At 63.5% G+C, this 24,254-nt stretch carries 24 protein-coding genes; 10 read left to right on the forward strand and 14 right to left on the reverse strand.

What is annotated here, in order from left to right; translation table 11 throughout:
- Positions 1-5: 5 nt before the first annotated feature.
- Complete coding sequence (locus NLM27_RS21105) at positions 6-923, reverse strand: dioxygenase (protein ID WP_254145140.1); 918 nt, start codon at positions 921-923, stop codon at positions 6-8.
- A 173-nt stretch (positions 924-1,096) separates the two neighbouring features.
- Between NLM27_RS21105 and NLM27_RS21110 the strand changes: the two genes are divergently transcribed.
- On the forward strand, positions 1,097-2,371 hold the full coding sequence (locus NLM27_RS21110) for a serine hydrolase (RefSeq protein ID WP_254145141.1): 1,275 nt from the start codon (positions 1,097-1,099) through the stop codon (positions 2,369-2,371).
- A gap of 56 nt (positions 2,372-2,427) precedes the next feature.
- Here NLM27_RS21110 and NLM27_RS21115 read toward each other — a convergent pair whose 3' ends face one another.
- The 3 genes from NLM27_RS21115 to NLM27_RS21125 all read right to left on the reverse strand — a co-directional run bounded on the left by NLM27_RS21115 (position 2,428) and on the right by NLM27_RS21125 (position 5,340).
- A complete protein-coding gene (locus NLM27_RS21115; protein ID WP_254145142.1) occupies positions 2,428-3,747 on the reverse strand; it encodes a TRAP transporter large permease in 1,320 nt (439 codons plus the stop codon).
- Positions 3,747-4,259 carry a TRAP transporter small permease gene (locus tag NLM27_RS21120; RefSeq protein ID WP_254145143.1) on the reverse strand — a complete coding sequence of 171 codons (513 nt, stop codon included), beginning with the start codon at positions 4,257-4,259 and terminating at the stop codon, positions 3,747-3,749. Before NLM27_RS21120 ends, NLM27_RS21115 begins: the two co-directional genes overlap by 1 nt.
- 82 nt (positions 4,260-4,341) lie before the next feature.
- Positions 4,342-5,340, reverse strand: coding sequence for a TRAP transporter substrate-binding protein (locus NLM27_RS21125; RefSeq protein WP_254145144.1), 999 nt, complete (start codon positions 5,338-5,340; stop codon positions 4,342-4,344).
- An 80-nt stretch (positions 5,341-5,420) separates the two neighbouring features.
- On the opposite strand from NLM27_RS21125, the gene NLM27_RS21130 reads away from it, so the two are divergent.
- Positions 5,421-5,702: a hypothetical protein gene (locus tag NLM27_RS21130; protein WP_254145145.1), complete on the forward strand. Its 282-nt coding sequence runs from the start codon at positions 5,421-5,423 to the stop codon at positions 5,700-5,702.
- Between the two features lie 25 nt (positions 5,703-5,727).
- Here the strand turns inward: NLM27_RS21130 and NLM27_RS21135 are convergent, their stop codons facing one another.
- The gene (locus NLM27_RS21135) at positions 5,728-5,961 is read right to left on the reverse strand and encodes a hypothetical protein (protein ID WP_254145146.1); all 234 of its coding nucleotides are present in this window, start codon (positions 5,959-5,961) and stop codon (positions 5,728-5,730) included.
- A 136-nt stretch (positions 5,962-6,097) separates the two neighbouring features.
- Here NLM27_RS21135 and NLM27_RS21140 point away from each other — a divergent pair, with 136 nt between their 5' ends.
- The 3 genes from NLM27_RS21140 to NLM27_RS21150 all read left to right on the forward strand — a co-directional run bounded on the left by NLM27_RS21140 (position 6,098) and on the right by NLM27_RS21150 (position 9,403).
- Positions 6,098-6,442, forward strand: a complete 345-nt coding sequence (locus NLM27_RS21140) for a DUF1236 domain-containing protein (protein ID WP_254145147.1) — start codon at positions 6,098-6,100, stop codon at positions 6,440-6,442.
- A gap of 347 nt (positions 6,443-6,789) precedes the next feature.
- Positions 6,790-8,247, forward strand: a complete 1,458-nt coding sequence (locus NLM27_RS21145; protein WP_254148889.1) for a sensor histidine kinase — start codon at positions 6,790-6,792, stop codon at positions 8,245-8,247.
- 22 nt (positions 8,248-8,269) lie between these two features.
- On the forward strand, positions 8,270-9,403 hold the full coding sequence (locus tag NLM27_RS21150) for a mandelate racemase/muconate lactonizing enzyme family protein (protein ID WP_254145148.1): 1,134 nt from the start codon (positions 8,270-8,272) through the stop codon (positions 9,401-9,403).
- A 74-nt stretch (positions 9,404-9,477) separates the two neighbouring features.
- On the opposite strand, the gene NLM27_RS21155 is transcribed toward NLM27_RS21150, so the two are convergent.
- The 4 genes from NLM27_RS21155 to NLM27_RS21170 form a co-directional block, all read right to left on the reverse strand.
- Positions 9,478-11,025 (reverse strand): heme peroxidase family protein, encoded by a 1,548-nt coding sequence (locus tag NLM27_RS21155; RefSeq protein WP_254145149.1) that lies wholly within the window; start codon positions 11,023-11,025, stop codon positions 9,478-9,480.
- Positions 11,026-11,224: 199 nt separating this feature from the next.
- Positions 11,225-11,497 carry a hypothetical protein gene (locus NLM27_RS21160; RefSeq protein ID WP_254145150.1) on the reverse strand — a complete coding sequence of 91 codons (273 nt, stop codon included), beginning with the start codon at positions 11,495-11,497 and terminating at the stop codon, positions 11,225-11,227.
- Positions 11,498-11,646: 149 nt separating this feature from the next.
- Positions 11,647-12,378 (reverse strand): cytochrome c biogenesis CcdA family protein, encoded by a 732-nt coding sequence (locus NLM27_RS21165; RefSeq protein WP_254145151.1) that lies wholly within the window; start codon positions 12,376-12,378, stop codon positions 11,647-11,649.
- Between the two features lie 202 nt (positions 12,379-12,580).
- Positions 12,581-12,817: a hypothetical protein gene (locus NLM27_RS21170; RefSeq protein ID WP_254148890.1), complete on the reverse strand. Its 237-nt coding sequence runs from the start codon at positions 12,815-12,817 to the stop codon at positions 12,581-12,583.
- A 512-nt stretch (positions 12,818-13,329) separates the two neighbouring features.
- Between NLM27_RS21170 and NLM27_RS21175 the strand changes: the two genes are divergently transcribed.
- The 4 genes from NLM27_RS21175 to NLM27_RS21190 all read left to right on the forward strand — a co-directional run bounded on the left by NLM27_RS21175 (position 13,330) and on the right by NLM27_RS21190 (position 16,464).
- Complete coding sequence (locus tag NLM27_RS21175; RefSeq protein ID WP_254145152.1) at positions 13,330-14,379, forward strand: LysR family transcriptional regulator; 1,050 nt, start codon at positions 13,330-13,332, stop codon at positions 14,377-14,379.
- A gap of 29 nt (positions 14,380-14,408) precedes the next feature.
- Positions 14,409-14,780 (forward strand): helix-turn-helix domain-containing protein, encoded by a 372-nt coding sequence (locus NLM27_RS21180; RefSeq protein WP_027558475.1) that lies wholly within the window; start codon positions 14,409-14,411, stop codon positions 14,778-14,780.
- Positions 14,781-15,100: 320 nt separating this feature from the next.
- Positions 15,101-15,922, forward strand: a complete 822-nt coding sequence (locus NLM27_RS21185; protein WP_254145153.1) for an enoyl-CoA hydratase — start codon at positions 15,101-15,103, stop codon at positions 15,920-15,922.
- Positions 15,923-16,176: 254 nt separating this feature from the next.
- Positions 16,177-16,464, forward strand: a complete 288-nt coding sequence (locus NLM27_RS21190; RefSeq protein WP_254145154.1) for a hypothetical protein — start codon at positions 16,177-16,179, stop codon at positions 16,462-16,464.
- 44 nt (positions 16,465-16,508) lie between these two features.
- On the opposite strand, the gene NLM27_RS21195 is transcribed toward NLM27_RS21190, so the two are convergent.
- From NLM27_RS21195 to NLM27_RS21205, 3 genes are all read right to left on the reverse strand, one after another.
- Entirely contained in the window at positions 16,509-17,588 is a 1,080-nt protein-coding gene (locus NLM27_RS21195) for an isocitrate/isopropylmalate dehydrogenase family protein (protein WP_254145155.1), read from the reverse strand.
- A gap of 132 nt (positions 17,589-17,720) precedes the next feature.
- Complete coding sequence (locus tag NLM27_RS21200) at positions 17,721-18,788, reverse strand: alcohol dehydrogenase (RefSeq protein ID WP_254145156.1); 1,068 nt, start codon at positions 18,786-18,788, stop codon at positions 17,721-17,723.
- 152 nt (positions 18,789-18,940) lie between these two features.
- A complete protein-coding gene (locus tag NLM27_RS21205; RefSeq protein WP_254145157.1) occupies positions 18,941-20,137 on the reverse strand; it encodes a CaiB/BaiF CoA-transferase family protein in 1,197 nt (398 codons plus the stop codon).
- Between the two features lie 193 nt (positions 20,138-20,330).
- On the opposite strand from NLM27_RS21205, the gene glgA reads away from it, so the two are divergent.
- Positions 20,331-21,746, forward strand: a complete 1,416-nt coding sequence (gene glgA, locus NLM27_RS21210) for a glycogen synthase GlgA (protein WP_254145158.1) — start codon at positions 20,331-20,333, stop codon at positions 21,744-21,746.
- A 292-nt stretch (positions 21,747-22,038) separates the two neighbouring features.
- Here the strand turns inward: glgA and NLM27_RS21215 are convergent, their stop codons facing one another.
- Positions 22,039-22,989, reverse strand: a complete 951-nt coding sequence (locus tag NLM27_RS21215) for an oxygenase MpaB family protein (protein ID WP_254145159.1) — start codon at positions 22,987-22,989, stop codon at positions 22,039-22,041.
- A 78-nt stretch (positions 22,990-23,067) separates the two neighbouring features.
- Entirely contained in the window at positions 23,068-24,216 is a 1,149-nt protein-coding gene (locus tag NLM27_RS21220) for a patatin-like phospholipase family protein (RefSeq protein ID WP_254145160.1), read from the reverse strand.
- Between the last annotated feature and the right edge of the window lie 38 nt (positions 24,217-24,254).

A 24,254-nucleotide genomic window follows, 5' to 3' on the forward strand; every position in this document is an offset into this window, starting at 1 on the left:
TGGCGTCAGGCCGGCTCCCCGGCCTTCACCCCCAGCGGCTTCGGCGCCATGCCGCCGCCCGGCTTGAGGTGGAATTCGTAGCTCATCAGATGCCAGCGCCCGTTCGCCTTGGTGCCATCGGGCATCTCAAGGTCGTTGCGCGGCTCGACCTTGGCGACGAGATCGTCCTTCACACCGAACACGACGTCGGAATCCAGATATTTGTCGCCGTCCATGAAGACGTGGGTGATCAGCGGCTCATAGCCCTTCGCATTGACCAGGAAGTGCACATGCGCCGGGCGCATCGGATGACGCTTGGTCTGCACGATCATCTCGCCGACCGGGCCGTCGGTCGGGATCGGGTAGCTACACGGCAGGATGGTGCGGAAGAAGAAGCGACCGTCACTATCCGTGATGAAGCGCGCCCGCGCCGAAGCGCCGACCTCGTTATAGTTCGCCTTCTGGGAATCGTAGAAGCCGTCATCGTCGGCATGCCAGACGTCCACCGGAATGTTCGCGAGCGGCCTGCCCTTGAGGTCGGTGACGCGGCTCTGCACGAACATGCGCTCGACGGTCTGGTTGTTCGGCGAAATGTCGGTACCATGCGCGGTCACCTGGTGCTCGCCGACATAGAACGGACCAAGCACTGTGGTCTCCGTCGCGCCTTCGCGGTCGCGGTGGTTGACGGCATCGACCAGCATGGAGACGCCGAGCACGTCGGACAAGAGGATGAACTCCTGCCGGGTGTCGGTGCATTTCTGGCCGGTGCGGGTCAGGAAGTCGATGGCGTATTCCCATTCCGCGAAGGTCAGACCGGTCTTGCTCACGTAATCGTGCAACGACTTCACCAGTTCCTGGAGCAGGAATTTTGCCCGCGTATCAGGCGTGCTGTCGAAGCTCTTGATGACGGCTTCGGTGAGTTCGGTCTCGTTGAATTGGGTCATGGTGCATTTGCCCTGCGTTTTTCTGATTGGCCCGCTTGGGGATCTTGGGCTCCCTGGAGGCATTCCAAGGTCCAGCCTACACCAGCGGGCGGGCTGGCGTTAAGCGCGACCGGCTTGGAATGAGACCGCCATTTCGGCTATCAACGCCTGACAAAACTGCCCCGGAGGAACTGATGCTTGCCCCTACCCCCGCCTCGCCCGAATCCGTGGGCATGTCCAAAGCCGCGCTCGACCGCGTCGATGCGCATCTGAAGAGCCGGTACATCGATGCCGGCCGGTTCCCGGGCACGCAGCTCCTGGTCTACCGCCGCGGCAAGGTCGCGCACAGCTCGGTTCAAGGCTTTGCCGACGTCGAGCGCAAGGCGCCGGTCAAGGACGACACGATCTACCGCATCTATTCCATGACGAAACCGCTCACCAGCGTCGCCTTCATGATGCTGGTCGAGGCAGGCCTCGTCGCGATCGACGAGCCCGTCGCCAAATACATTCCGGAATGGAAGGATCTCGGCGTGTTCGTCGCCGGGAACGCCCCGGCCTTCCTGACGCGGCCGCCGTCCCGGCCGATGCTGATCGTCGACCTCCTGCGCCACACCGCTGGCCTCACCTACGGCTTCCAGCAGCGCTCCAATGTCGATGCCGCCTATCGCACCGAGAAGATCGGCGAGGTCGAGAAGTCGGGCACGCTCCAGACCATGATCGAGAGCCTGGCCAAGATCCCGCTGGAATTCTCGCCTGGCGATTCCTGGAACTACTCGGTCGCGACCGACGTGGTGGGCTATCTCGTCGGCAAGATCTCCGGCATGCCCTTCGAGCAGTTCCTGAAGCAACGCATCCTCGATCCGCTCGGCATGACCGACACCGATTTCCACGTGCCGGCCTCCAAGGCGCATCGGTTCGCGGCCTGCTATTCCGCCGATCCAGGCGGCGGAATGACATTCCATGCCGGCCAGCGGCGCGAGGGCCTGACGCTCCAGGACGATCCGGCGACGAGCTCATTTCTGTCGCCGCCCTCCTTCATCTCCGGTGGCGGCGGCCTCTGTTCGACGGTCGCCGATTATCTCACCTTCTGCCGGGCGCTGCTCAACGGCGGCGAACTCGGCGGCGTCAGGCTGATCGGACCGAAGACATTGGCGCTGATGACGAGCAATCACATTCCGGGTGGCCGCGCGCTGCCGGAGGTGTCGCGCTCGCTGTTCTCGGAAGCGACCTATAACGGCATCGGCTTCGGTCTCGGCTTCGCCGTGACCATGCGTCCGGCGGAGACGCTGATCGCCGGCAGTCCGGGTGAATACAATTGGGGCGGCGCGGCCACGACGTCGTTCTGGATCGACCCCGCTGAGGAGCTGATCACCATCTTCATGACGCAGGTGCTGCCCTCGAGCGCCTACCCGATCCGGCGCGAGCTGCGCAGCATGGTCTACGCCGCGATCACCGAGAGCAACCTGTAACCAGTCGCGGCGATCCCGCGGCCGTCCGTCGGCCGTGGGATCGCACGATCAGACCCTCACTTGAGCATCTCCGGCACGATCAGACGCGGCAAGAACAGCGACACGCTTGGCCAAACGATGACCGCCGCCAGCACGAGCAGCATTGGGATCAACATGATCACCGTGTCCTTCAGGGCATAACGCAGCCGCACGCCGGCGATCGAACAGGCGATCATGAGGCACAAGCCATAAGGTGGCGTAACCAGTCCGAAGGCCAGCGAGACGATGGAGATGATCGCGAACTGGACCGGATGGAGATCGACGGACCTGGCCAGCGGCTCCAGCACGGTGCCGACGATGACGATAGCCGGGATGGCGTCCAGGAAGCAGCCCACCACCAGAAAGCAGAAGGCGATGAAGAAGCCGGCCGTGACGGTGCCCATCCCCCATGTCGAGACGTTGGCCAGCAGCTCTTGCGGGATCTTGTAGTAGGCAAGGAGCCAGCCGAACGCACTTGCGGTGCCGACGCAGAACAGCGCCACGCCGGCAAGTCGCCCGGTGTCGAGCAAGGCCTTGTACAATTCGCGTATCCCCGTCTCGCGATAGAAGAACGCGGAGAGCGCGATGGAATAAAGCACCGCGACGCAAGCCGACTCGGTCGCGGTGAACCAGCCGAGCAGGATGCCGCCAACGATGATGAAGGGAGTCATCATCGCCGGTATCGACTTCCAGATGGCGCATCGCATCTCGACCCAGCTCGCCTTCGGATAGGTCGGGTAGCCGCGGCGTACCGCGTAGACGTGCACCGTCGCCATCTGCGCGCCCGCGATCAGTAAGCCCGGCACGATGCCGGCCAGATACATCGCCGCAATCGAGGTCGAGATCAGCCCGCCCCACACGATCATGAGGATGGACGGTGGAATGATGACTGCAAGCACCGCGGAAACCGCGGTGATGGCGATGGAGAACGAGAGGTCGTAGCCCTCCTTGGTCTGCGCATCGATGAAGATCTTGGACTGGCTCGCCGCATCGGCGGTGGAGGACCCCGAAATGCCGGCAAAGAACACCGACAGCACGACGTTGATCTGCGCCAGCGATCCCGGCCAGTGCCCGACCATCGAGCGCGACAGCGCCACCAGGCGATCGGTGATGCCGCCGATGCTCATCAGGTTGGCCGTCAAGAGGAAGAACGGCACCGCGAGCAGGATGAATGAATTGTAGGCGTTGAAGGTCTCCTGCGCGAGCATCATCATCGAGAGATGAGGCTCGATCAGCAGGATCGGCACGCAGGCAAGGCCGAGCGCGAAGGCGACCGGCACCCGCACGATGAGCAGGCCGATGAAGACACCGAACAGCACCAACGCGGCCTGTCCAGCCGAAAGCACATTGCCACCCATTACTTTGCCCCAATCAGAACGCGCACTTCATCGATGATCTGTTCACCCGCAAAGACGATCCACGTCACGCCGGCCACAGGCCAGGCGACGTGAATCAGCCAAAGCGGCAGATCGGCCAGCTCCGAGGTTCTGTTCCAGGCAAAGCGGGTGAACTCGATGCCCGCCGAAACGAACACCAGTGCCAGCGCCAGCACGCCGAGCCGCGCCAGGATCCGCACCGCAGCCTCCGACCGCCGCGACAAATCGGGCCACACGTCGACCTCGAAATGCTGGGCTTCCCGCACACCGACCATGGCGCCGATCATGATCGTCCAGATAAACAGGAATCGCGCCATTTCCTCCGTCCAGATGTAGGACGGGATCAAGGGCGTGTAGCGCGAGACGATCTGCAGCGTGACCGGAACAACCAGGATGCCGACGCAGGCGGCCAGCAGGATTTCCAGCAATTTCGCATAGGCCGCCGTGACGCGACGCCACAGCGACGGTGTGGACGGGACGGGCATTTCAGACATTGGGGCTCCGTGCGCAGCTCATCCGCCACGTCCGGGCAGGAAGCGGGGCCTGCCCGGAATGCTGTCGGCGGACAGAGCGACCTCAGACGACGTTGATCTTCTCGAAAATGCCTTCCGCACCGATTTCCTTGGCGTAGGAGGCCATCACGGGGTCGGCGAGCTTCTTCATGGCGTCCCGCTCCTCGAAGGGAACGCGCTTGAGTTTGCCGGCCTTCTCGAGCGTGTCGAGCTTGACGACCTCTTCGCTCGACTCGAGTTGACGGCCGTAATCGCCGGCCTCCTTGCCGGCCTTCATGATCGCGTCCTGCAGATCCTTCGGCAAGGTCTTCAGCGTCTTCACGGAGAAGCAGATCGGCCGGATCGACACGGCGTGCTGGGTCAGATTGAGATGCGGGGCCACTTCGTAGAACTTCATCGCCTCGACGCCGGCCGCCTCGTTTTCGCCGGCCGATATCACGCCATTCTGGATCGCGTTGTAGATTTCGTTATAGGCGATCACGGTCGGGCTCATGCCGACGGCCGCAAAGGTCTTCGACCAGATCGGCGCGCCCTGCACGCGAACCTTGAGCCCCTTGAGATCGGCGAGATTCTTGAGCGGCTTGTTGGCGAAGATGTTGCGGATGCCGCCGCCGGAATAACCGATCAGAACGACCTCGGCTTTCGTCGCGACTTCATCGGCGATCGGCGCCAGGATATTGGCCTCGACGACCTTGTTCATGTGCTCGATGCCCTTGAACACGAAGGGGGCATCGATGAACGGGGCCGCCTTGGCGAAGGTCGACATGTGGGCCGGCGAGACGATGCCGTAATCGACGGCCTTGCCCTGCGACATGTACTCGAAATACTGCTTCTCGAGGCCGAGCGAGGAGTTCTTGTGCAGCGTGAAATTGACGGGCTTGCCGTAGTACTTCTTCACCAGCTCCTCGAACCGGATCAGCGCCCGATTGAAGGCATGGTCGTCGTTGAACTGGACCGCGCCGTTCAGCGTGATCGGCGCTTGTGCCCTGAGGATCGATGGCATGCCGATCGTGGCCGCCGCAGTGGTCGCACCGATACCAGCGAGAAATGACCTTCGCTTCATCGTCTCCCCTCCCTATGATGCTCCGCCCCTGTCGCCGGGACGTGAGCGCAGCCGGTATGCGGCTTGCGAGAGAGAAGCGTATGAAAATCGCCGTCGATACGAAAGTCATTTCGCGCGTGCTGGAGGTACTCTTCGTCGCAGGGCTACCCCTGCATCACCTGCACCTGCTGCACTGCAACTCGCGCTCCTGCCGGGGTGAGGCAGGCCGCGAGGACGACCTGCCTCGCTCGTCGGAAACGAAAAATCCTGGGGTCTGTGCGCTGCACGCACAGACCCTCTCGTCTTCCGCGACAGGCCTAGTGCATGTGACCAATCAGATAAACGCCGCCACCGACCAGAATGATCGCAGGCACGGCCCATAGGATAAGTACTGGCATCACGTTCTCCCTAGTTCGACGTGCAGACCTTCACGGTCTTCATGCTGCTCTCGGCTTCGGTGCGCGTCTTGTAGATCGTGCCCGCCGGGCTGACGACGGTCATGGACGTGTCCATCGGCTTCTTGTCGACGATGGTGCACTTCTTGGTCTTGACGTCCTGGACGACGTAGAACTCGTCCGCCGCAAACGCCGGCAGGGATAATGCAGCAAGCATCACGGCTGTGGTCGCTATTCTCAGCTTCATTTTTTCCTCCTCCAATCACCGGGCTCGCCGCCCGGCCGATTCACAAACGGGAAAAAATGGCAATTTGTTCCTATCCGTCGGGAACGCCGCCCAGGATGAGCTGTTGGTGCGGCGCAGGTTCCGAGAGGAGGACTAGATGAAAAGGCTGTCTCTGCTATCCGCCACGGCGGTGCTGATTTCGACCGGCGCTTTCGCGCAATCCACCGTGGTGACCACCACCGGAACCGGCCACGCAGCCGCCGTGCAGATCGAGCCCGAGTACCGGACCAGGATCAAATCCTACGTCACCGAGCAACGCGTCCGCCCGGTCACGACGAAGCAGAAGATCATTGTCGGGGCGGCGGTCCCGGGCGACGTGGAGCTCGAGTCCGTTCCGGCGGATTGGGGCCCGTCGCTGACAAAGTACCGCTACGTCTACTCCGGCGATCGCGTGATGCTCGTTGATCCCGGCTCACGCATGGTCGTGCAGGAAATCGATTGATCAGGACGCGACGGACGGCTGCCTCGACGGCGGCCGCCCTCCCGGAGTTGACCAGCATGACACCGCATCGAGAAGCGCGGATCGTGGGGCTCAGCCTGGCGGCCGTCTACGCCGTGTGCCTGTTGCTGACTGCGATCAGCATGAGCTAACGTGCAGGCATCACCGGCTGCACTGCAATATCCCGTTCCCGGGCTGCCCGCGGGCGCCGAAAATCGTGGCGCCGCGCAACGCCTGCCCGTATGGTCTTCCCAAAATCATAATCCGGCGCCACGGCGCTGGAACTGGGACGCCTGCGTTTGTCGAAGCTCACCCTGCCGGTCCGGCTCGCTCTCCTGGTAGCGGGAACGATGTTGCCGCTGATCGTCTTTGCCGTCGGCCTTGCCTACTCCAATTATCGTCAGGACCGCAGCGACGCGACGCGCCGGGTGCTGGAGACGGTGCGGAGCATGCGGCTCGTGCTTGATTCCGAGGTGCAGCGGATGACCGGCGGCTTGCAGGTGCTCGCACTCAGCGACTCCCTGCAGAGCGGCGACTTCGACGGCTTCCGCCGCGTGGCGGCCGGCTTCATCAGCCAGTATGGGGAGGATACCGTCCTGCTGCTGTCCGACAGGTCCGGCCAACAGCTGTTTTCGACCGTCACGACCGAAACGGCGAACCTGCCATCGCGCAACAATCGAGAAATCGTCGAGCGCGTTTTTACAAGCAAGACGCCGCAATATTCCGACCTGTTCGTCGGGTCGACCAAGAAACAGCCGATCGTGACCGTCGAGGTCCCGGTGCTGCGCGATGGCAAAGTCGCCTATGCACTCTCCTTCAGTCCACCGATCGCGATATTCCAGAAACTGGTCGAGCAGCAGAGGCCAAACAACCAATGGACGGTATCGCTGCTGGACACCAAGGCTCGCGTGTTCGCGCGCGCACCCAACCCTGCCGAGACGTTCGGTAAGCAAGCTTCCGGTGCACTCTACGATGCGATGTCCCGCAGTCCGGAGGCCGCCCTTTCGAGCGTTTCGCTCGACGGCGTCGCGCTGTCCTCCGCTTTTACCAGATCGCAGCTGACCGGCTGGGCGGTCGTGGCCGGTGTCGCCGAGAGTTCGCTGATCGCACCGCTCTGGCGCGACATCGCGATCACCAGCCTGATCGGCGGCATCCTCCTGCTGACCGGACTGACCTTTGCAGTCAGGATGGCGACCACGATCGCGCGCGGCGAGATGCTGCACAATCTCCTGATCGAGGAGCTCAACCATCGCGTCAAGAACACGCTTGCCCTGATGCAGGCGATCGCGGTTCAGACCTTCCGCAGCGCCAGCCGTGACGAGCGGACGAAGTTCGAGGGGCGGCTCGGCGCGCTGGCCGAAGCGCATAATCTCCTGAGCCAGGAGAAATGGGCCGGCTCGGAACTGAGAGACGTCATTGCCCGCGCGCTTCAGCCGTTCCTGCTGAGCAATCCCGATCGCATCCGCATGGCCGGTCCCGCCGTGCCGCTGTCGCCGCGGCTCGCCGTGGTGCTGTCGATGATCGTGCACGAGATCGCCACCAACGCCGCGAAATACGGCGCGCTGTCCAACGAGACCGGCCGTGTGACGCTGGAATGGGAGGTCATCGCAGATACGCCCAAGTCGCGGCTGCGGCTGATCTGGACCGAGATCGGCGGACCGCCGGTGACGGCGCCGGTGCAGCGCGGCTTCGGCTCGCGCCTGATCGAGCGCAGCGCGCGCGATCAGCTCGGCGGTGAGGCAACGGTCGACTTCCTGCCGCGCGGCGTCGTCTGCACGGTGATTTGCACGCTGGACGAGGCGCGATGAACGGACGAGAAGGATACCGACCATGAAGATCACCCATGTGCGCACCCACATCCTCGAAGCAAAGCTCTCGCAGCCGTTCGCCTATTCGCGCGCCTGGTACGACACACGCACCGCCATGCTGGTCGAAATCGAGACCGATGCGGGCCTGACCGGATGGGGCGAATGCTACGGGCCGGCCCGGATGACCGCAGCCGTCGTGCAAAATGTCGCGCCATGGCTGATCGGCCAGGATCCGCTGCCCACCGACGTACTATGGCAGATGGTCTACGCACGCCTGCGCGATCACGGCCAGAAGGGCGTCGTGATCCAGGGTCTGAGCGGCATCGACATCGCGCTGTGGGACATCAAGGGCAAGCATTTTGGCGTGCCTGCGCATCAGCTGCTCGGCGGCGCGGCGCGTAAAGACGTGCAGGCCTATGCGACCGGTCTCTACCGGCGCAAGTCGGGCGATCCACTCAAATATCTGCCGGAAGAAGCCGCCGGCTATGTTGCGGAGGGTTTTCGCGCCGTGAAGCTGAAAGTCGGCTTCGGCCTCGCCGAGGATGCCGCGGTCACGCGCGCGGTGCGCGAGGCGATCGGCCCCGATGTTGCGCTGATGGTCGATGCGAACCACGCCTACGACGCCGTCGCCGCGATCCGGCTCGGCCGCATGATCGAGCCCTACGACATCGACTGGTTCGAGGAGCCGGTGCCGCCCGAGGACGTCGCCGGATATCGCGCGGTGAAATCCGCGCTGACAATTCCGATCGCCGGCGGCGAGTGCGAGTTCACCCGCTTCGGCTTCCGCGACCTGTTCGCCTCCCATGCGCTCGACATCGCCCAGCCCGACACCTGCGCCGCCGGCGGCCTCACGGAATGCAAGAAGATCGCCGACATGAGCGAAGCGTTCGGCATCCGCTACAATCCGCACGTCTGGGGCACCGGGGTTGCGATCGCCGCCTCGCTCCAGCTCCTTGCCGTGCTGCCCTCGCACACGCCAGCCTTGCTGGCGCCGCTCGCGCCATTGCTCGAATTCGACCGCACCGAGCATCCGATCCGGCAGGCGGTTTTGAAGGCGCCGATCGAGCATGCGAATGGAGTCGTGCGCGTGCCCGACGGCCCGGGACTCGGGATCGAGATCGACCGCAAGGCGCTGGCGCGGTTCGCGGCGAGTTAAGTTAAGTGGGCCCGTACAATCGACACTCATGAGGTGGGCCACGTCGTGGCCCACCTCCTTCGTGCGACCAGCGCCTACACGGTCGAGATGTTGTCGATCGGGCTGATGTCACCGACGAAGCGCAGCAGGTCGGCCATCGTGAATTCGCCAGGCACTTGCGACGGAAGCGTCGGCTTCCAGGTCTTGCCCTTGAGCCAAAGATACGACTGTCGATCGCCATGGACGAGGCCGACAAAGACCTCGGCAAGCAGCGTCGCGCCAACCGGTCCGAGTCGCTCACCTCCGCCCCGCTGCTCCGCCTCCTTGAGGATGTAGTACCAGAGCGGGGTGTGCTGGTGCAGACCATGCTTCTTCGCCACCGCACCGTCGCTTCCCTTCGAGATTTCTTCGGGCGTCAGTGGATTCTTGATCTTCATGGCCTTGGCGACGTCCTGCCCGGACGGCAATCCCAACAGCACGCCGCGCTTGAGATTGCGGAACGGCAGGCTGCCGCCGTCGCCAGGCAGGGTGTGGAGTTGCGGCACGACGAACGGGTCGATCTTGCGAGATGGATTGAGCGCCACACCCGGCGGATTGGCCGGCAGGACTTGATAGAAGCGGCGCCAGTCTATGATCCAGTTGCTTGAAAGAACCGGAAGCGGAAGCGGTGGCTGAATCGGATTAGGTGCGAGATCTCCGATGATTCCTCCCGAAAGCCCGGTAAACCTGAACAGCAGGTCGAGAGTTGCAGGAATACCGCCCGGCCCGGGCGTGAAGATCCTGTTGTGGCTGTAGACTTGACGAACCATGCTGTGGCCGAGACGATAGACGGCCGCGGAGAACTCGACGGGCATGTAGGGTATCTTCTTGAAGCGATAGAAGCGCCGCCCCTGCTCGAGGATCTTGGCTACCAGTCCCTTCTCGGTGATCCGCTCCACGAAATCGTGCAAGACCATCCATTGGTAGTGCCAGGTCACGATCTGGCGCGCTTCCTCGAAGATCTCTCCCGGCGGCTTGCCTGACGCCGCGAGCCGATCGCAGACCTTGTTATGAAATTTGAGCATCGCAAGATGGGTCTGCGCGACGAGCAAATTCTCGTCGTTGCGATGGTCGCCGATCAGGGCAAACCCCTCGGGGCTGCGCGGAAGATCGTTGCGATGATCTCCCGTGATGCTATCGACGTTGACGGTCTTGCCGATCAGCAGCTTGGGGCCCGGAGTCTTGCCGTTGTCGGTGGCCGAGTTGCGCGCGTACAAATGACGGCTCCCGTCGGGACCGAGACCATACACGCAGTCGAGATCGAGCGCCGGCGTGCGAAAATTCTGCACGGCCATGGGATCGGCCTCCTTGTCGCCAAAGGAGGTCAGGTCCAGCGTGATGTCGTGATCGACGAATTGTCCGAGATAGGTGAAGCCGGCGGGTATGTTGGCGTTGTTTCCCGCAGCGTCGCCAGGAGCGGGATCCTTCATCGCATCGGCGAGTTCATGGAGCGGACCGTCGTCGACAGCCAGAGGTTCCAGTGTCGGAAACATCCGGCCAAACATGCCGGGATCATCGTGTCCGGTCAGCGTATCCAGAAAATGCCGCGTCGGCTGACGTCCGGCTTTGCCATGGCCGGGCTGAACGTTTACGTCGGTTCCCATCGCTTGCTCCTGCTTGAAATGCTGAAAGGGAGAGGGGCGACGAAGGTGTCGATGTTCCAAAATTCTCGTTTCAGTATAGGTTTTTGAAAATTGCCCCTCTGGGTGCAGTACAATGAAATATTACCACAGATTGCATTCCGCAGAGAGCTTCAGCAGCGAGGCGTTTTGCCCCACCCGAACACGCGCTGTTGATTGATTGCTAGCGCTTCGCGGCGAACCGCGCCCAGATCTCGGCGTCCGTGTAGAAATCAACGCCACCGTCCAGATCTCTCACGAGCCACTCGCCGAGATAAACGATCTGCGTGCCGCTGCGCCGCGCGTGGCGAAGCTCGAACTTCCCATCAGCGTCCTTATGCAGCGAGCAGGTCGACTGAACCCAGCTCGGCCATTCCTGCAACGGCTGCCCCACGAACTGCCAGGCAACCAAAGCTGCGTTGTTCGGCAACGGCTCTAAAAGCAGTGTCTTGGTCACGCGATCTCCATCATGCAGTTGTCCCTGCTGCAACGCCTTGGAACCGGAAAGGTTTGATGTCTCTCGGCTCTGCACGAGCATGTCCTAGCTTGCCCGGCGGTCCTCAGCGCTTTCTTTTGGTTTTCCACCCGTGAAAACACGGTTTCGCCCTACCCGATCGTCTGCAGCGCCGGGAACGTCTCCAGCAGCCAGATGCTCACATTCGACACGGCGCCGGTGAGGAAGCCGATGCCGGTGATTACCATCAACACACCCATGGCCCGCTCGACATTGACGAGCTGGCCCTTCATCCGCGCGAACAGTTTCGAGAACTGTTCGATCATCAGGGCGGCGAGCAGGAAGGGAATGCCGAGCCCCGCGGAATAGACCGCGAGCAGAGCCGCGCCCTTGGTCACCGTTGCCTCCGCTGCAGCGATCGACAGGATCGCGGCGAGGATCGGGCCGATGCACGGTGTCCAGCCAAAGGCAAAGGCGAGACCCATGATGTAGGCGCCCCAGAGCCCGACGGGCTTGGGAATGGACAGCCGGCCCTCGCGCATCAACAGGTCGATCCGCGTCAACCCAAGGAAGTGCAGGCCCATGACGATGATGACGATGCCCGCGAGGATCGACAGCTCGGCCGACCAAGCGCGGATCAGCCCGCCGATCAGCGAAGCACTGGCGCCGAGCGCGACGAACACCGTGGAGAAACCGAGCACGAACAAGAGCGCCGACACCATGATCGCGCGCTTGGAGGCCGCGGCCGGCTCGTCGCTCTCGACATGCTCGATCGTGGCGCCCGTCAGATAGATCAGATAGGGCGGGACCAAAGGCAGGACGCAAGGCGAGAGGAAGCTGACGAGGCCGGCGATCAGCGCCGCCGGGATCGAAACATTTTGCATGATGCAATCGGAGCCATCTCAGGCCCGGCACGACGCGCAGGGAACGCGCGGCCGGAGCCGAACCGGCTCTGGTGTAGCCGATGCCGGGGAATGCGCAACACAAGCGCACGAAACCGAGGCTCCTCCCGATGCCGTCCGCGATCACAGATGCGGCATCGGGACGCGCACAAATCTCGCCAAAAAGCGAGACTCGGCGGCGCGGCTACTTCACCACGCGGAGCAGCGGACGCCGGGGCTGGTCCTGCGTCTGCTTGGAAGGGGACAGCGGGTCGCTCGCAGCGCTCCGCAGCATTTCGTCGCACAATGCCTTCAAATCGGCATCGTCAATTCCTTTGAGCTTCATCCTGACGTCGAGGATGACCATGGACAGCAGCTCGGCCGACTCGCGGCTGTTGCTCGCATTGAGAACCCTGCGGCACTCCTCGAGCGTTTCCAGCACCGACTGCAACTGTTCGTCTGAATGCGACACCGGCGTTCTTTCCGTTAATTCGGCCTGCGAGATGTGGCTGTGACGCCCCCTTCGGCCCCCGTGGAGACCCGAAGATAGCATGAGGCCGCTATGGCTCCGAACATGATTTCAGCGCGTTTCTGCAGTGAAATCGCGCTTCCCGCGAACATCGTCTCACGACGCCACCAACGATCGTCGGAGCAGTCCGAAACAAGATGCTTGGCGCCCTGTGATTGATCCATCCGGGACGATGGCAACGGCTCTCGCGCAGGAACGTCCATTGCGGACAGCGCCGACGATCCCGCAGCCATGTCAAGGCTCGCAACGGAACTCACGCGATACCCCTCAAGCGGGCACCAATTTGCCCGATTCCCAGCCCTTGGCAGCACTTAAATACCGCTCGCACAGCAGTAAGGATGACGTTCAAAACTCATCACCCCGCAACCCGCCGTGGTTGTGGTTTGCGCCAGATTCTGCCAGTTTAGCAACCCGAAGGGAATTGTATGCACTCCATGGCGGAAAGGGGCGTTCCATTGGAAGAACGCCCAAAAACAAACGTGAGCGGCCTCTCGGATTGGGATACGGCCCGCATATTCCTTGAGGTCGTCCGATGCGGAAGTTTCCGCTCGGCGGCCGAGCGCCTATCGCTGTCGATCAACGCCGTCCGCCGCCGGATCGATGATTTCGAGCGCCAGACCGGCACCACCCTGTTCACCCGCGACGTGCACGGCACCCATCTGACCGACGAAGGCGCGATGGTGGTCTCCGCCGTCGAGCGCATGGAGAAGGCAGCCTTCGATGTGCTGCGCACCAGCGATTCGACGGCCAGCGCCCTGTCCGGTGAAGTCCGCGTTGCCGTCACCGAGGGACTCGGGACGTTCTGGCTCGCCCCGCGCCTGGTCGAATTCCAGCAAACCTATCCGAAGATCCTGGTCGACCTGCATTGCGCGATGCGCTCGGCCGACGTCTCTCGCCACGAGGCCGACGTCGCCATCCATCTGTCGCGCCCCTCGGCGCTCGACGTCAAGCTCGTGCGCCTCGGCCGCATGCATCTGATGTTCTGGGCTTCCGAGAAATACATCGCAAAACATGGCGCGCCGAGCTCGGCGGCGGAATTGATCAAGCACCGCCTGGTGCTGCAATTCGCCGACCAGCTCGCCGCCAAGGAATCTTTCGAGAGCTTCTTCCCGGGCGTTTCGGAGCGTGACCTTCTGGTCATGAAGACCAACGTCTCGAGCGCCAACTACTGGGCGGTCGCGAATGGCGCCGGAATCGGCGTATTCCCGAGCTACGCCATTGCGCTTGGCGGGAAGTTGATTCCACTGGAGGTCGAGCTGAACCGACCGCTGGATATCTGGCTGTCCTACCATCCCGGTAGCGGCCGGATTCCGCGCGTGCGGCACATGATTGACTGGCTGATCGAGGCTTTCAATCCGGCTCGCTTCCCGTGGTTTAAGGAGGAGTTCGTGCATCCGCATGAATTCAAGGACTCGTATATGGGCGAACCCCTGACCCAGCTCTTCGGGGGATTTTCAACCGAAGAACAACGGTGAGAACGAATATGAAAGCAGCGGCGAAAAGAATGAAGCAGCGCAGTGCCGGCAAGCCGGACATTGAGCTTGGCAAGCGGATCCGCTTGCGGCGCGTCGAGATGAAGATCTCGCAGGCTGAGCTCGGCGAAAAGCTCGGCGTCAGCTTCCAGCAGGTCCAGAAATACGAGAAGGGCGTCAATCGCGTCGGCGCGGCTCGGCTTCAGCAGATCGCCTCCGCCCTCGATGTGCCCGTGACCTTCTTCTATGACGGCGACAACAAGGCGCGCGAAGTGGAGAGCCTGCTCTTCCTCGACAGCGCCTTCAGCCTCCGGCTGCTGCGCGCCTACAGCAAGATCAAGGACCAGACGGTGCAGCGTCAGCTCGTCTCGCTGATGGAATCGATCGCCGCGAACGAAGGCTGAGATCGATCGACGGTCCGGCCTTCGCGGCCGACGTTCAATCCGCCGCGTCGCGGGGGCGCGGCCGGATTGGACGAGACCGGACGAGATATGTCTGCGCCCGCGCGCTTGCGCGCGGTCTGTCTCGGGGTGGTCTGGCCGCCCCTTCGTCTTGGTAGTTTGGTCTTGGCAGTTTGGTCTTGGCAGTTTGCTGCCATTCGCCAACTTCGCGCGCGCCATGCAATCGCGGCACAGGCGGATGCAAGCTCTCCTCCCCTGCCCCGGTTGACCGCAGCGGCGCTTGCGCCGCACATTGCGCCTCGCCAACGACCAGCGAGCACGCAATGTCCGACATATCCAGCACGACCGAAACGGCTTACGCCGACGGCAAGATCCTCGAGCACACGGCCGGTGGCGTCGGCGTGATCACCTTCAACAATCCCGACAAGCGCAACGCGATGTCGCTGGAAATGTGGGAGGGATTTGGCGAGGCGCTGACGAGCCTGCGTGACGACGAGACCGTGCGCGTCGTGATCCTGCGCGGCGCCGGCGGCAAGGCCTTCGTCTCGGGCGCCGACATCAGCCAGTTCGAGAAGGTCAGGCACAATGCAGCGGCGTCCGATGAATACGCCAAGCGCAGTGCTGCCCAGCGTGCGCTGCTTGCCGACTATCCCAAGCCGACCATCGCCTGCATCCAGGGCTTTTGTCTCGGCGGCGGCATGCAGATCGCGATGCTCGCCGACATCCGCATCGCTTCGCAGGACAGCCAGTTCGGCATTCCCGCCGCCAGGCTCGGCATCGCCTATGGCTATGACGGCTTGCGGCACCTGGTGTCGCTGGTCGGCCCGTCCTGGGCCCGCCTGTTGATGTACACCGGCATGCGCATCGATTCCGCCGAGGCGCTACGCATTGGTCTCGTCGAGCGCGTGATCCCCGATGATCAGCTCTGGGGCGAGACCATGGCGATCGCGCAGACCATTTCCGAAAACGCGCCGCTCGCGATCAAGGCCGCCAAGATCACCATCGCACAGGTTCTGAAGGACGAGGGCCAGCGCAACATGAACGCGATCAAGGCGATCGGCAATGCGTGCATGGATAGCGCGGATTTCCGCGAGGGCCGACAGGCTTTCATGGAAAAGCGCAAGCCGCAATTCAGAGGGAACTAGTTCCGCCGTCATTGCGAGCGGACCTCGCTCACCACTGTCATTGCGAGCGAAGCGAAGCAATCCAGAATCCCTCCACGGAAAGACTCTGGATTGCTTCGCTTCGCTCGTAATGACGATGTGGAGAGACCGAGTTCGGAACTCTGAGCCAACCTGAACCTGCATTCAGGAAGATTAAATTCCTCGGGCGCTCGCACCGCGATAGCAACCAATTGATCCACGGCAGGTTCTTCCGCCGTCACAAGAGGGAGATCGCAATGAAACTCAAGTTTGCTGTTCTTGGTCTGGCTGCCCTGGGGGGAGCGGCGTTGGCGTCGGGACCGGCGCTCGCGGCGATGCCGAATGGCATCCCACAGGCCGACCGTATCGCAGGCGGTCCGGCCGCCAACATCGACCAGGTCCGCATGGTCTGTAATCGCTGGGGCCGCTGCTGGTGGCGTCCGAACTATTACCGCGGCGCCTATGGCTATTACGGTGGCCCGCGCCGCTTCTACGGCGCACGGCCATATGGCTATTACGGCCACCGCCACTGGCGTCGCTGGTAACGACCAGGGGGCCGCAAGGCCCCTTTTGGTCGCGCGCGTCTTGGCTACAGCGCCGCGAGCACCGCTTTCGTGATGTCGGCGGTACCGTTACTGCCGCCGAACTCCATGGGTTTGATGCCACCGGCATAGACCTGGTCCACCGCACGCTCGATCGTCTCGCCGGCCTCAGCCGCGCTCTCGACGCCGTGCTTGTCGGCGAACCAGTCCAGCATCATCGCCGCTGACAGGATCATGCCGGTGGGGTTGGCCTTGCCCTGCCCCATGATATCGGGCGCGGTGCCGTGGCACGGTTGGAACACGGCGTACTTGTCGCCGATATCGGCCGACGGCGCCATGCCGAGGCCGCCTATCAGGCTCGCGGTAATGTCGGAGACGATATCGCCGAACATGTTCTCCATCACCATCACGTCGAAATCCCAGGGCCGCTTCACCAGCATCGCCGAGCAGGCATCGACATAGAGCCGGTCGGTCTTCACCTCCGGATGCTTCTTCTCGATCTCGTCGAAGATGCCGCGGAAGAAGGCAAAAGCCTTGAACACGTTCGCCTTGTCGACGCAGGTGAGCGCCCCCGGCTTGCCGCGCGCCTTGCGCCGTTCGGCCAAGCGAAACGAGAACTCGAACAGGCGCTCGGAGGTCTTGCGCGTGATCACCATGGTCTCGCGCGCGTCCTCATGGGTAACGACGCCCTTGCCCATCGAGGCGAACAGGCCTTCGGTCGACTCGCGGATCACGACGAGATCGATGCCGCGCCGGTCGGCGCCGACGATCGGGCTCGGCACACCCGGGATGAGCCGCGCCGGACGCACGCCGGCATAGAGATCGAAGATGAAGCGCAGCTCGATCTGCGGCGCGATCTCGGTGTTGTCGGGGTAGCGCACCGACGGCAGCCCGCACGCCCCGAGCAGGATCGCGTCCGCCTCTTCGCACAGCTTGATGGTCGTATCCGGCATCGATTTGCCGGTGGCGAGATAGTTGTTGGCACCGGCCGGCGCCTCGGTGAAGCGGAAGCGCAAATCCGACTTCTGTTCGATCTTGCGCAGGACTTCGATGGCCGGCGCCATGACTTCGGGACCGATGCCGTCGCCGGCGAGTACGGCAATGTGGAAGGCGTTGTTTGCGGACATTTGAGAGACCTTAGGAAGGAGCCAGCCAAGTCGTCATTGCGAGCGAAGCGAAGCAATCCGGAACTGCACGTACGGAAACACTCTGGATTGCTTCGTCGCTTCGCTCCTCGCAATGACGAAGGAGAGAAATGATTACGGCGTCAGCACCGTGCGCCCGACGACTGCGCCCTGCTGCAACTGCACCAGCGCGTCGTTGGCCCTGGCGAGCGGTGCCGTCGTCACCGGGATCGGCGCTACGTTCTTGGTGCGCACGAGATCGAGCAGCTCCTGCGTCTCACGCAGATTGCCGACATAGCTGCCCTGGATCGTCACGGCCTTGATCGGAATCAGCGGCAGCGCCCAGGTCGCGCCGCCGCCGAACAGGCCGACGATGACGAGCTTGCCGCCCTTGGTCAGGCAGTCGAAGCCGAGCTGCGTCGTGGCGGCGTTGCCGACGAGGTCGATCACGGCGCGGATCGGTCCGCCCGCCTTCTTCGCGAGCTGCTCCAGCGCATCCGGCGCCTTGGGATCCACCGTTGCGAGCGCGCCGGCTTTTTCCGCCGCCTCGCGCTTCCTGGCGTCGATATCGACCATGATCGCGCCCTTGCCGCCCATCGCCTTCAGGAGCGACAGCGCCATCAGGCCGAGGCCGCCGGCGCCGAACATCACGATCGGCGTGTCGAAATGCTGCTCGACCTTCTTCAGCGCGCTGTAGGTGGTGACGCCCGAGCAGGCATAGGGGGCGGTCGTCGCCGGGTCGAGCCCTCTGAGGTTGAGCAGATAGCGCGGGTGCGGCACCAGCATGTGATCGGCATAACCGCCATCGCAATAGACGCCGAGCGAGCGCGGCGTCAGGCACATGTTTTCGTCACCGCCGAGGCAGGTGGCGCATTTGCCGCAGCCGATCCAGGGATAGACGAGGCCGATATCGCCAAGCCGGAGATCGCCTTGGTCGGTCGGCTTCACGTCGGGGCCGAAAGCGAGGACTTCACCAACCGTCTCGTGGCCCATGGTCAGCGGCAGGTTGATGCCACGATCCTTCAGCGACAGCGGCTTGCGGCCGTGGCCAAGATCGTAGCCGCCTTCCCAGATGTGGAGATCGCTGTGGCAGACACCGGCCGCCTTCACCTTGATCAGCACCTGCGTGCCCGAGGGCTGCGGCGTGGCCTCGTCGAACTCCTGCAGCGGCGCCTTGAAATCGGCGACCTTGAAACTCTTCATCGGCGTCCTCCCGGCATGCTTCTCGTTCTCGGCCCCACCATGCCATGGCCGACGAAGCGAGACAAACCCGCCAGCGCTCCTAGTTTGGGCCGGCGGACGATGGCAAGCCGGCCGCGCGCAGGGCCGCATTGCTTGCCGCAGCGAGCTTTTCTTCAACCTTGCGCAGCTGTCTTGCCTGACGGAATTGGCGCATCGCTCGCGAGGCCAATTTCGTCGCGCAGCACATCCGTATGCTCGCCGAGCACGGCCATCGTCTTGCCGGGCGCGGTGTCTGCGCCCGACATCCGGAACGGCAGATTGAGCACCTGGAACGAGCCGCCTTCGTCCTGCACGGACGAGAGCGCCTGCCGGTGTGCGAGCTGCGGATCGGCCAGCGCTTCCGACACGGTGCGATAGGCCGAGGCCGGGACGCCGGCCGCGCCGAGCGCAGCAAGGCATGCATCGGTCGAGATCTGCCGTGACCAGGCTTCGACACCGTCCATCATGTCGGCCCAGTTCTCGCGGCGCGCGGCGTAGGTCGAGAAGCGCGGATCGGATATCCATGCGGGGCGGCCGATCACCCCCATCAAGCCCTGAAACGTCTTCTCGCTGGCGACGGTGATCATGACATAGCCGTTTGCCGTCTCGGTCGGCCCGAACATCGGACGCGGCGGCGGCTTCACCGTGAATTGCGAATTCTGCAACTCGGTCAGCGTCAGCGACAGCATCGTTTCCAGCATGGAGACGTCAATGTGCTGGCCAAGCCCCGTCACGGTGCGCTGATAGAGCGCCGAAGCGATCGCGCCGAAGCCGTAGGTTCCGGTGACGACATCGGCATGATAGATGCCGCAATAGTCGGGGCGGTGACGACCGGGCTGGTAGGCGAGATGCGCCATGTCGTAGCCGGAGGCTGCGTGGATCACCGGCGCATAGGCCGGCAGCTCGGCCGAGGGACCGGTCTGGCCGTAGCCCGAGATCGAGCAGTAGATCAGCTTCGGGTTGACCTGACGTAGGCTGTCGTAGTCGAGCCGCAGCCGGTGCATCACGCCGGGACGAAAGTTCTCGACCAGGATGCCGGCGGTCGCGGCCAGCCGGCGCACCGCCTCCTTGCCGTCCTCGGATTTGAGGTCGAGCACCAGGCTCTTCTTGCCGACATTGAGCTGGCCGAACGTGGTGCTGCAGCCCTTGCGCAGCGGAGGCCGGGTCCGCATCGTCTCGCCGCCATCGGTTTCGATCTTGATGACCTCGGCGCCCATGTCGGCGAGCATCCGCGTGCAATGGGGACCGGCGATCGTGGTCGAGAAATCCAGGACCCGCAGGCCCGCGAAGGCCTTTGTCGTCGTCCCCTCATGCTTATCTGCTAGCTGCATGCCTGCTTACGTCCTTGGGTCCCTTAGGAACTATCGAAGTTCTCTGTTGTTTATGCGGCGACCCTAGAGGGTGGCGGCTGAGTAGGAAAGTGTTTACCGCGCCGACGCGCCTCATAGGCGGGCTTGGGAATTTCGGGACAACTGGACCCATTCTTGCATAGCAGCAAACGGGATCGGCAGAGGGCAGCTGTTCTTGAGAGTCTTGTTCATCACGACAGAGATGGACGACTTCATCCGCGTCGGCGGACTTGGAGCCGTTTCCGCTGCCCTCCCCCGCGCCCTTTGCTCCTTTGCCGATATCCGGATCATGCTGCCCGGCTATCGCGACATCATCGAGCAACTCACGCATATTCAGATTGTTGGCCGCTGCCCGGCGTTCGCGGAGATGCCGGCCTGCTCGCTCGGGCGAGCCGCGACCAAGGACGGCCTGCCGGTCTACGTGCTGTTGTGCTCACAACTCTACGACCGCCCGGGCAATCCCTATGGCGACGAGACCGGACGCGACTGGCCGGACAACGACATCCGCTTCGCGCGCTTTGCCTTGGCGGCCGCTGAGCTTGCCATGGGCAAGCTGGACAAGAATTGGGCAGCGGACCTGATCCATGCCAATGACTGGCAGGCCTCGCTCGTGCCGGCCTATCTCGCCTGGCGCGGCGCCAAGCTGCCGTCGATCCTGACCATCCACAACCTCGCCTATCAGGGCCTCTTCCCGAAGGACTCGCTGCGGCGGATCGGCGCACCGGAAAGCTCCTTCCACATCGACGGCGTCGAATTCTACGACCAGGTCTCATTCCTCAAGGCGGGGCTGGTCTACGCATCGCACCTCACCACCGTCAGCGGCACCTATGCGCGAGAGATCACGACGGAGGAATTCGGTTGCGGCCTCGAAGGTCTGCTTCGCGCCCGCTCCGACGCTGCCGAGCTCACTGGCATCCTCAACGGCATCGACGAGAGCTGGGACCCGCGCTCCTGCGCCCAGCTCGCCCAGCAATTCGGCGCCGGTGACTGGGTCGGCAAGAAGGCCAATGCGGATTACGTCCGCAAGCAGTTCGGGCTCGCGGTGTCGCGCGGGCCGATGTTCGGCATCGTCGCCCGCCTCGTGCATCAGAAGGGCATCGACCTCGTGCTGTCGGCCGCCGACGAGATCGTCGATGCCGGCGGGCAGATCGTGGTCACCGGCTCCGGCGAGCCGGCGCTCGAGCGGGCCTTGATCGACGCGCATCGCCGCCGCCCCGATGCTATCGGCGTCGTGATCGGCTTCAACGACGCTCAGGCGCGCCGCATCTTCGCCGGCAGCGATTTCACGCTGATGCCCTCGCGCTTCGAGCCGTGCGGCCTCAGCCAGATGTACGCCCAGCGCTTCGGCTCGCTGCCGATCGGACACCAGACCGGCGGCCTTGCCGAAACCATCACCGACGGCGAGACCGGCTTCCTGTTCTCAAGGCCCTCGCGCGAATCCTTCCTCGGCGGCGTCCGCCGCGCGTTCGAGGCGTTCATGGCACAGGATCAGCTCGATACCATGCGCCGCAGCGCCATGGGACGATCGTTCTCCTGGAGCATCTCGGCTGGCTGCTACAGCGCGCTGTACCGGAAGCTGGCGTCAGTGTGAGACCGGCGGCGCTTTCAGCATACTCCGTCATTGCGAGCGAAGCGAAGCAATCCAGACTGTCTCCGCGGTGACAGTCTGGATTGCTTCGTCGCAAGGGCTCCTCGCAATGACGGTGGAGGCGCCGTGCACCACTCTATCTTCCGTCACCCTGAGGTGCTCGGCTCTTCGGCGAGCCTCGAAGGGCGACGGCCCGGCTGCGGGGCGGGGCCGTGCATCCTTCGAGGCTCCCGGCGCGATACTTTCGCATCGCGCCACTCGCACCTCAGGATGACGGGTTTAAGGGCGGAGGCCCTCACCCCTTCCCACGCGCGTCCATCTGCGACCGTCCGATCCAGACGCGGTTGAGGCAGCGGGTGATCCAGTCAGGCTGCGGCTCGCCACGCAATCGCGCCTGGGCTTCCTGGTAGGGACCGACATAGCGCAGCCTGTCGGGCAATTTCGGATAGACGCGCCGGATCCATCTCAGCGCGTTCTCGGCAGCTCTGATATCGCGCTCGTCGAGGTCAAGACCGAAGCCGGCGCGCAATCGTTCCGGCAGCAGGCTTGCCGTCAGCGCACGATACCATCGCGGCGGCCGCAACCAGGGACGGGCGCCGCTGAAAATCTGCGTGGCGATCTCGCGTGCCGCAGGGCTGACGGTCAGCGTCTGTGACTGCGCCATTGCTGCATTGTAGGCTGCAAAGCCCGACCAGTCCGCGGGCAGATCATTCCCGGTCAGTCCGAACAGGGCGCCGTGCAGCCGGCTCTCGGTCCAGTAGCGCTCGCGATCCCCAGCCGAGAACGGCGGCAGCACCAGATCATGCGCAATCAGCGCAGTCTCAACCAGCGTCGCATGAACCCAGCGCAACGAGGGAATGTCGTTGGCGCAGTAGCGCGAGCCGGCCGCGAAGGGACCGACGGTCTCGGGCATCTCGCCGACAATCATTCCGTGGCGCCGGTGCAGCTGCCGGGACGACAGCAGCGCCCGGTCCAGAGAGCCGAACACCATGGCAAAGACGATGTCGAAGGTGCGATGGAAGCGGCCGATCGGATCGGCAAGGGTGCGCGAATGCTCGGCGATCGCAGCCGCGACCCATGGATGCGCCAGTTGCAGCAGCAGCGCGCGGCCGGCCCCGAGAAAGATCACGGCCTCGCGATCGATCTGCCAGGTGACCGAGGCCGGGCCGAACACGCCCGCAACCGGCCCGGCCGCGTCGGCGCGGACCTGATCGAGGGCTGATTCCAGATCGTGCTCGGACACCACTTGCGCGGTCTTTCAACTGCGGACGAGACTGACGATCCGCAAGGCCTGTGGCAATTCGATGAAGGGGGACGCGGCCCCCTATTCCGCCGCCATCGGCATCTCGTCCATATGCTCGTGCAGCACAACGCCGGCGAGCGGATCGAATTCGCCGATCCAGGGCTTGCGCGACAGCACCGACTTCGTGTGGGCATAGCCCGCGTGCCATCGCCGCGTGATGCCCGACGGACTGAAGTCGATATCCTTGGTATGGGTCTCGCGCTCAAGCTGCGGCGCCAGCAGCCGCACGACATGCATGCGGGTCGGACAGCCGTAGCTCGTCAGCTCGATCACCGCGGGATCGTTGCGCTCGCTCTCAGGAAGCCGCGCCGCGAGCTGGTTGATGACATGGCGCAGGCGATGGGCCTGCTGCTGTCGCACGATCTGGCTGGCGATGCGGCTGGAATATTGTACGTCCTTGTGCCGGTTCAGCACCTCCGCCATCGTCGTCGGCTCGGGCCCGACAGGATTCCACAGATGCACGGAGAAGATCAGCGAATTCCTGCGCGGATTGTCGTCGAACACGGCTTCCGTCGGTGTGTTCGACAGGATGCCGCCATCCCAATAGAGTTCACCGTCGATGCGCACGGCCGGGAAAGCCGGCGGCAGCGCGCCAGAAGCCATCACATGCTTCACCGTCAGTTCGCCATCCCGGCTGTCGAAATAGCGCATTTCGCTGGTGCCGACATGAGCCGCACCGACCGTCAGACGTGGCGCGCAGCGATTGGCAAGATCGAAATCGACCAACTCGCTCAGCGTCTTCTCCAGCGGCGCGGTCGAATAAAAGCCCGCGTGATCAGCGCCGAGCGGATAGGAATCCCCCGCATGCGCCAGCGGATTGGGCCGGAAGAAACCGGGAATGCCGTGGGTCACGGTCGACCAATAGGCCAGCTTCTCGTTGAAGCCGGGCAACGCAGCGCGCCAGTCCCACACCGGCTGCTGCTCCATCCGCTTCCAAAATTCCCTCAAGCGGGCCAGCCGGTGCTCCCGTGCGTTGCCCGCAATGAGGCTCGCATTGATCGCGCCGATCGACGTGCCGATGATCCAGTCCGGCTCGATGCCGGCGTCATGGAGCGCCTGGTAGACGCCGGCCTGGTAGGAGCCGAGCGCGCCGCCACCCTGAAGCACGAGAACGACCTGCCCCGGCAGGTCCATACCCTTACGTTGCGCGTTCTCCTGCATGTTGTTCATGTCTCGCTCCTGTCGAGCCTATGGGCATCATCTTGCCA

This window comes from Bradyrhizobium sp. CCGB12 (assembly GCF_024199845.1).
Classification (GTDB): domain Bacteria; phylum Pseudomonadota; class Alphaproteobacteria; order Rhizobiales; family Xanthobacteraceae; genus Bradyrhizobium.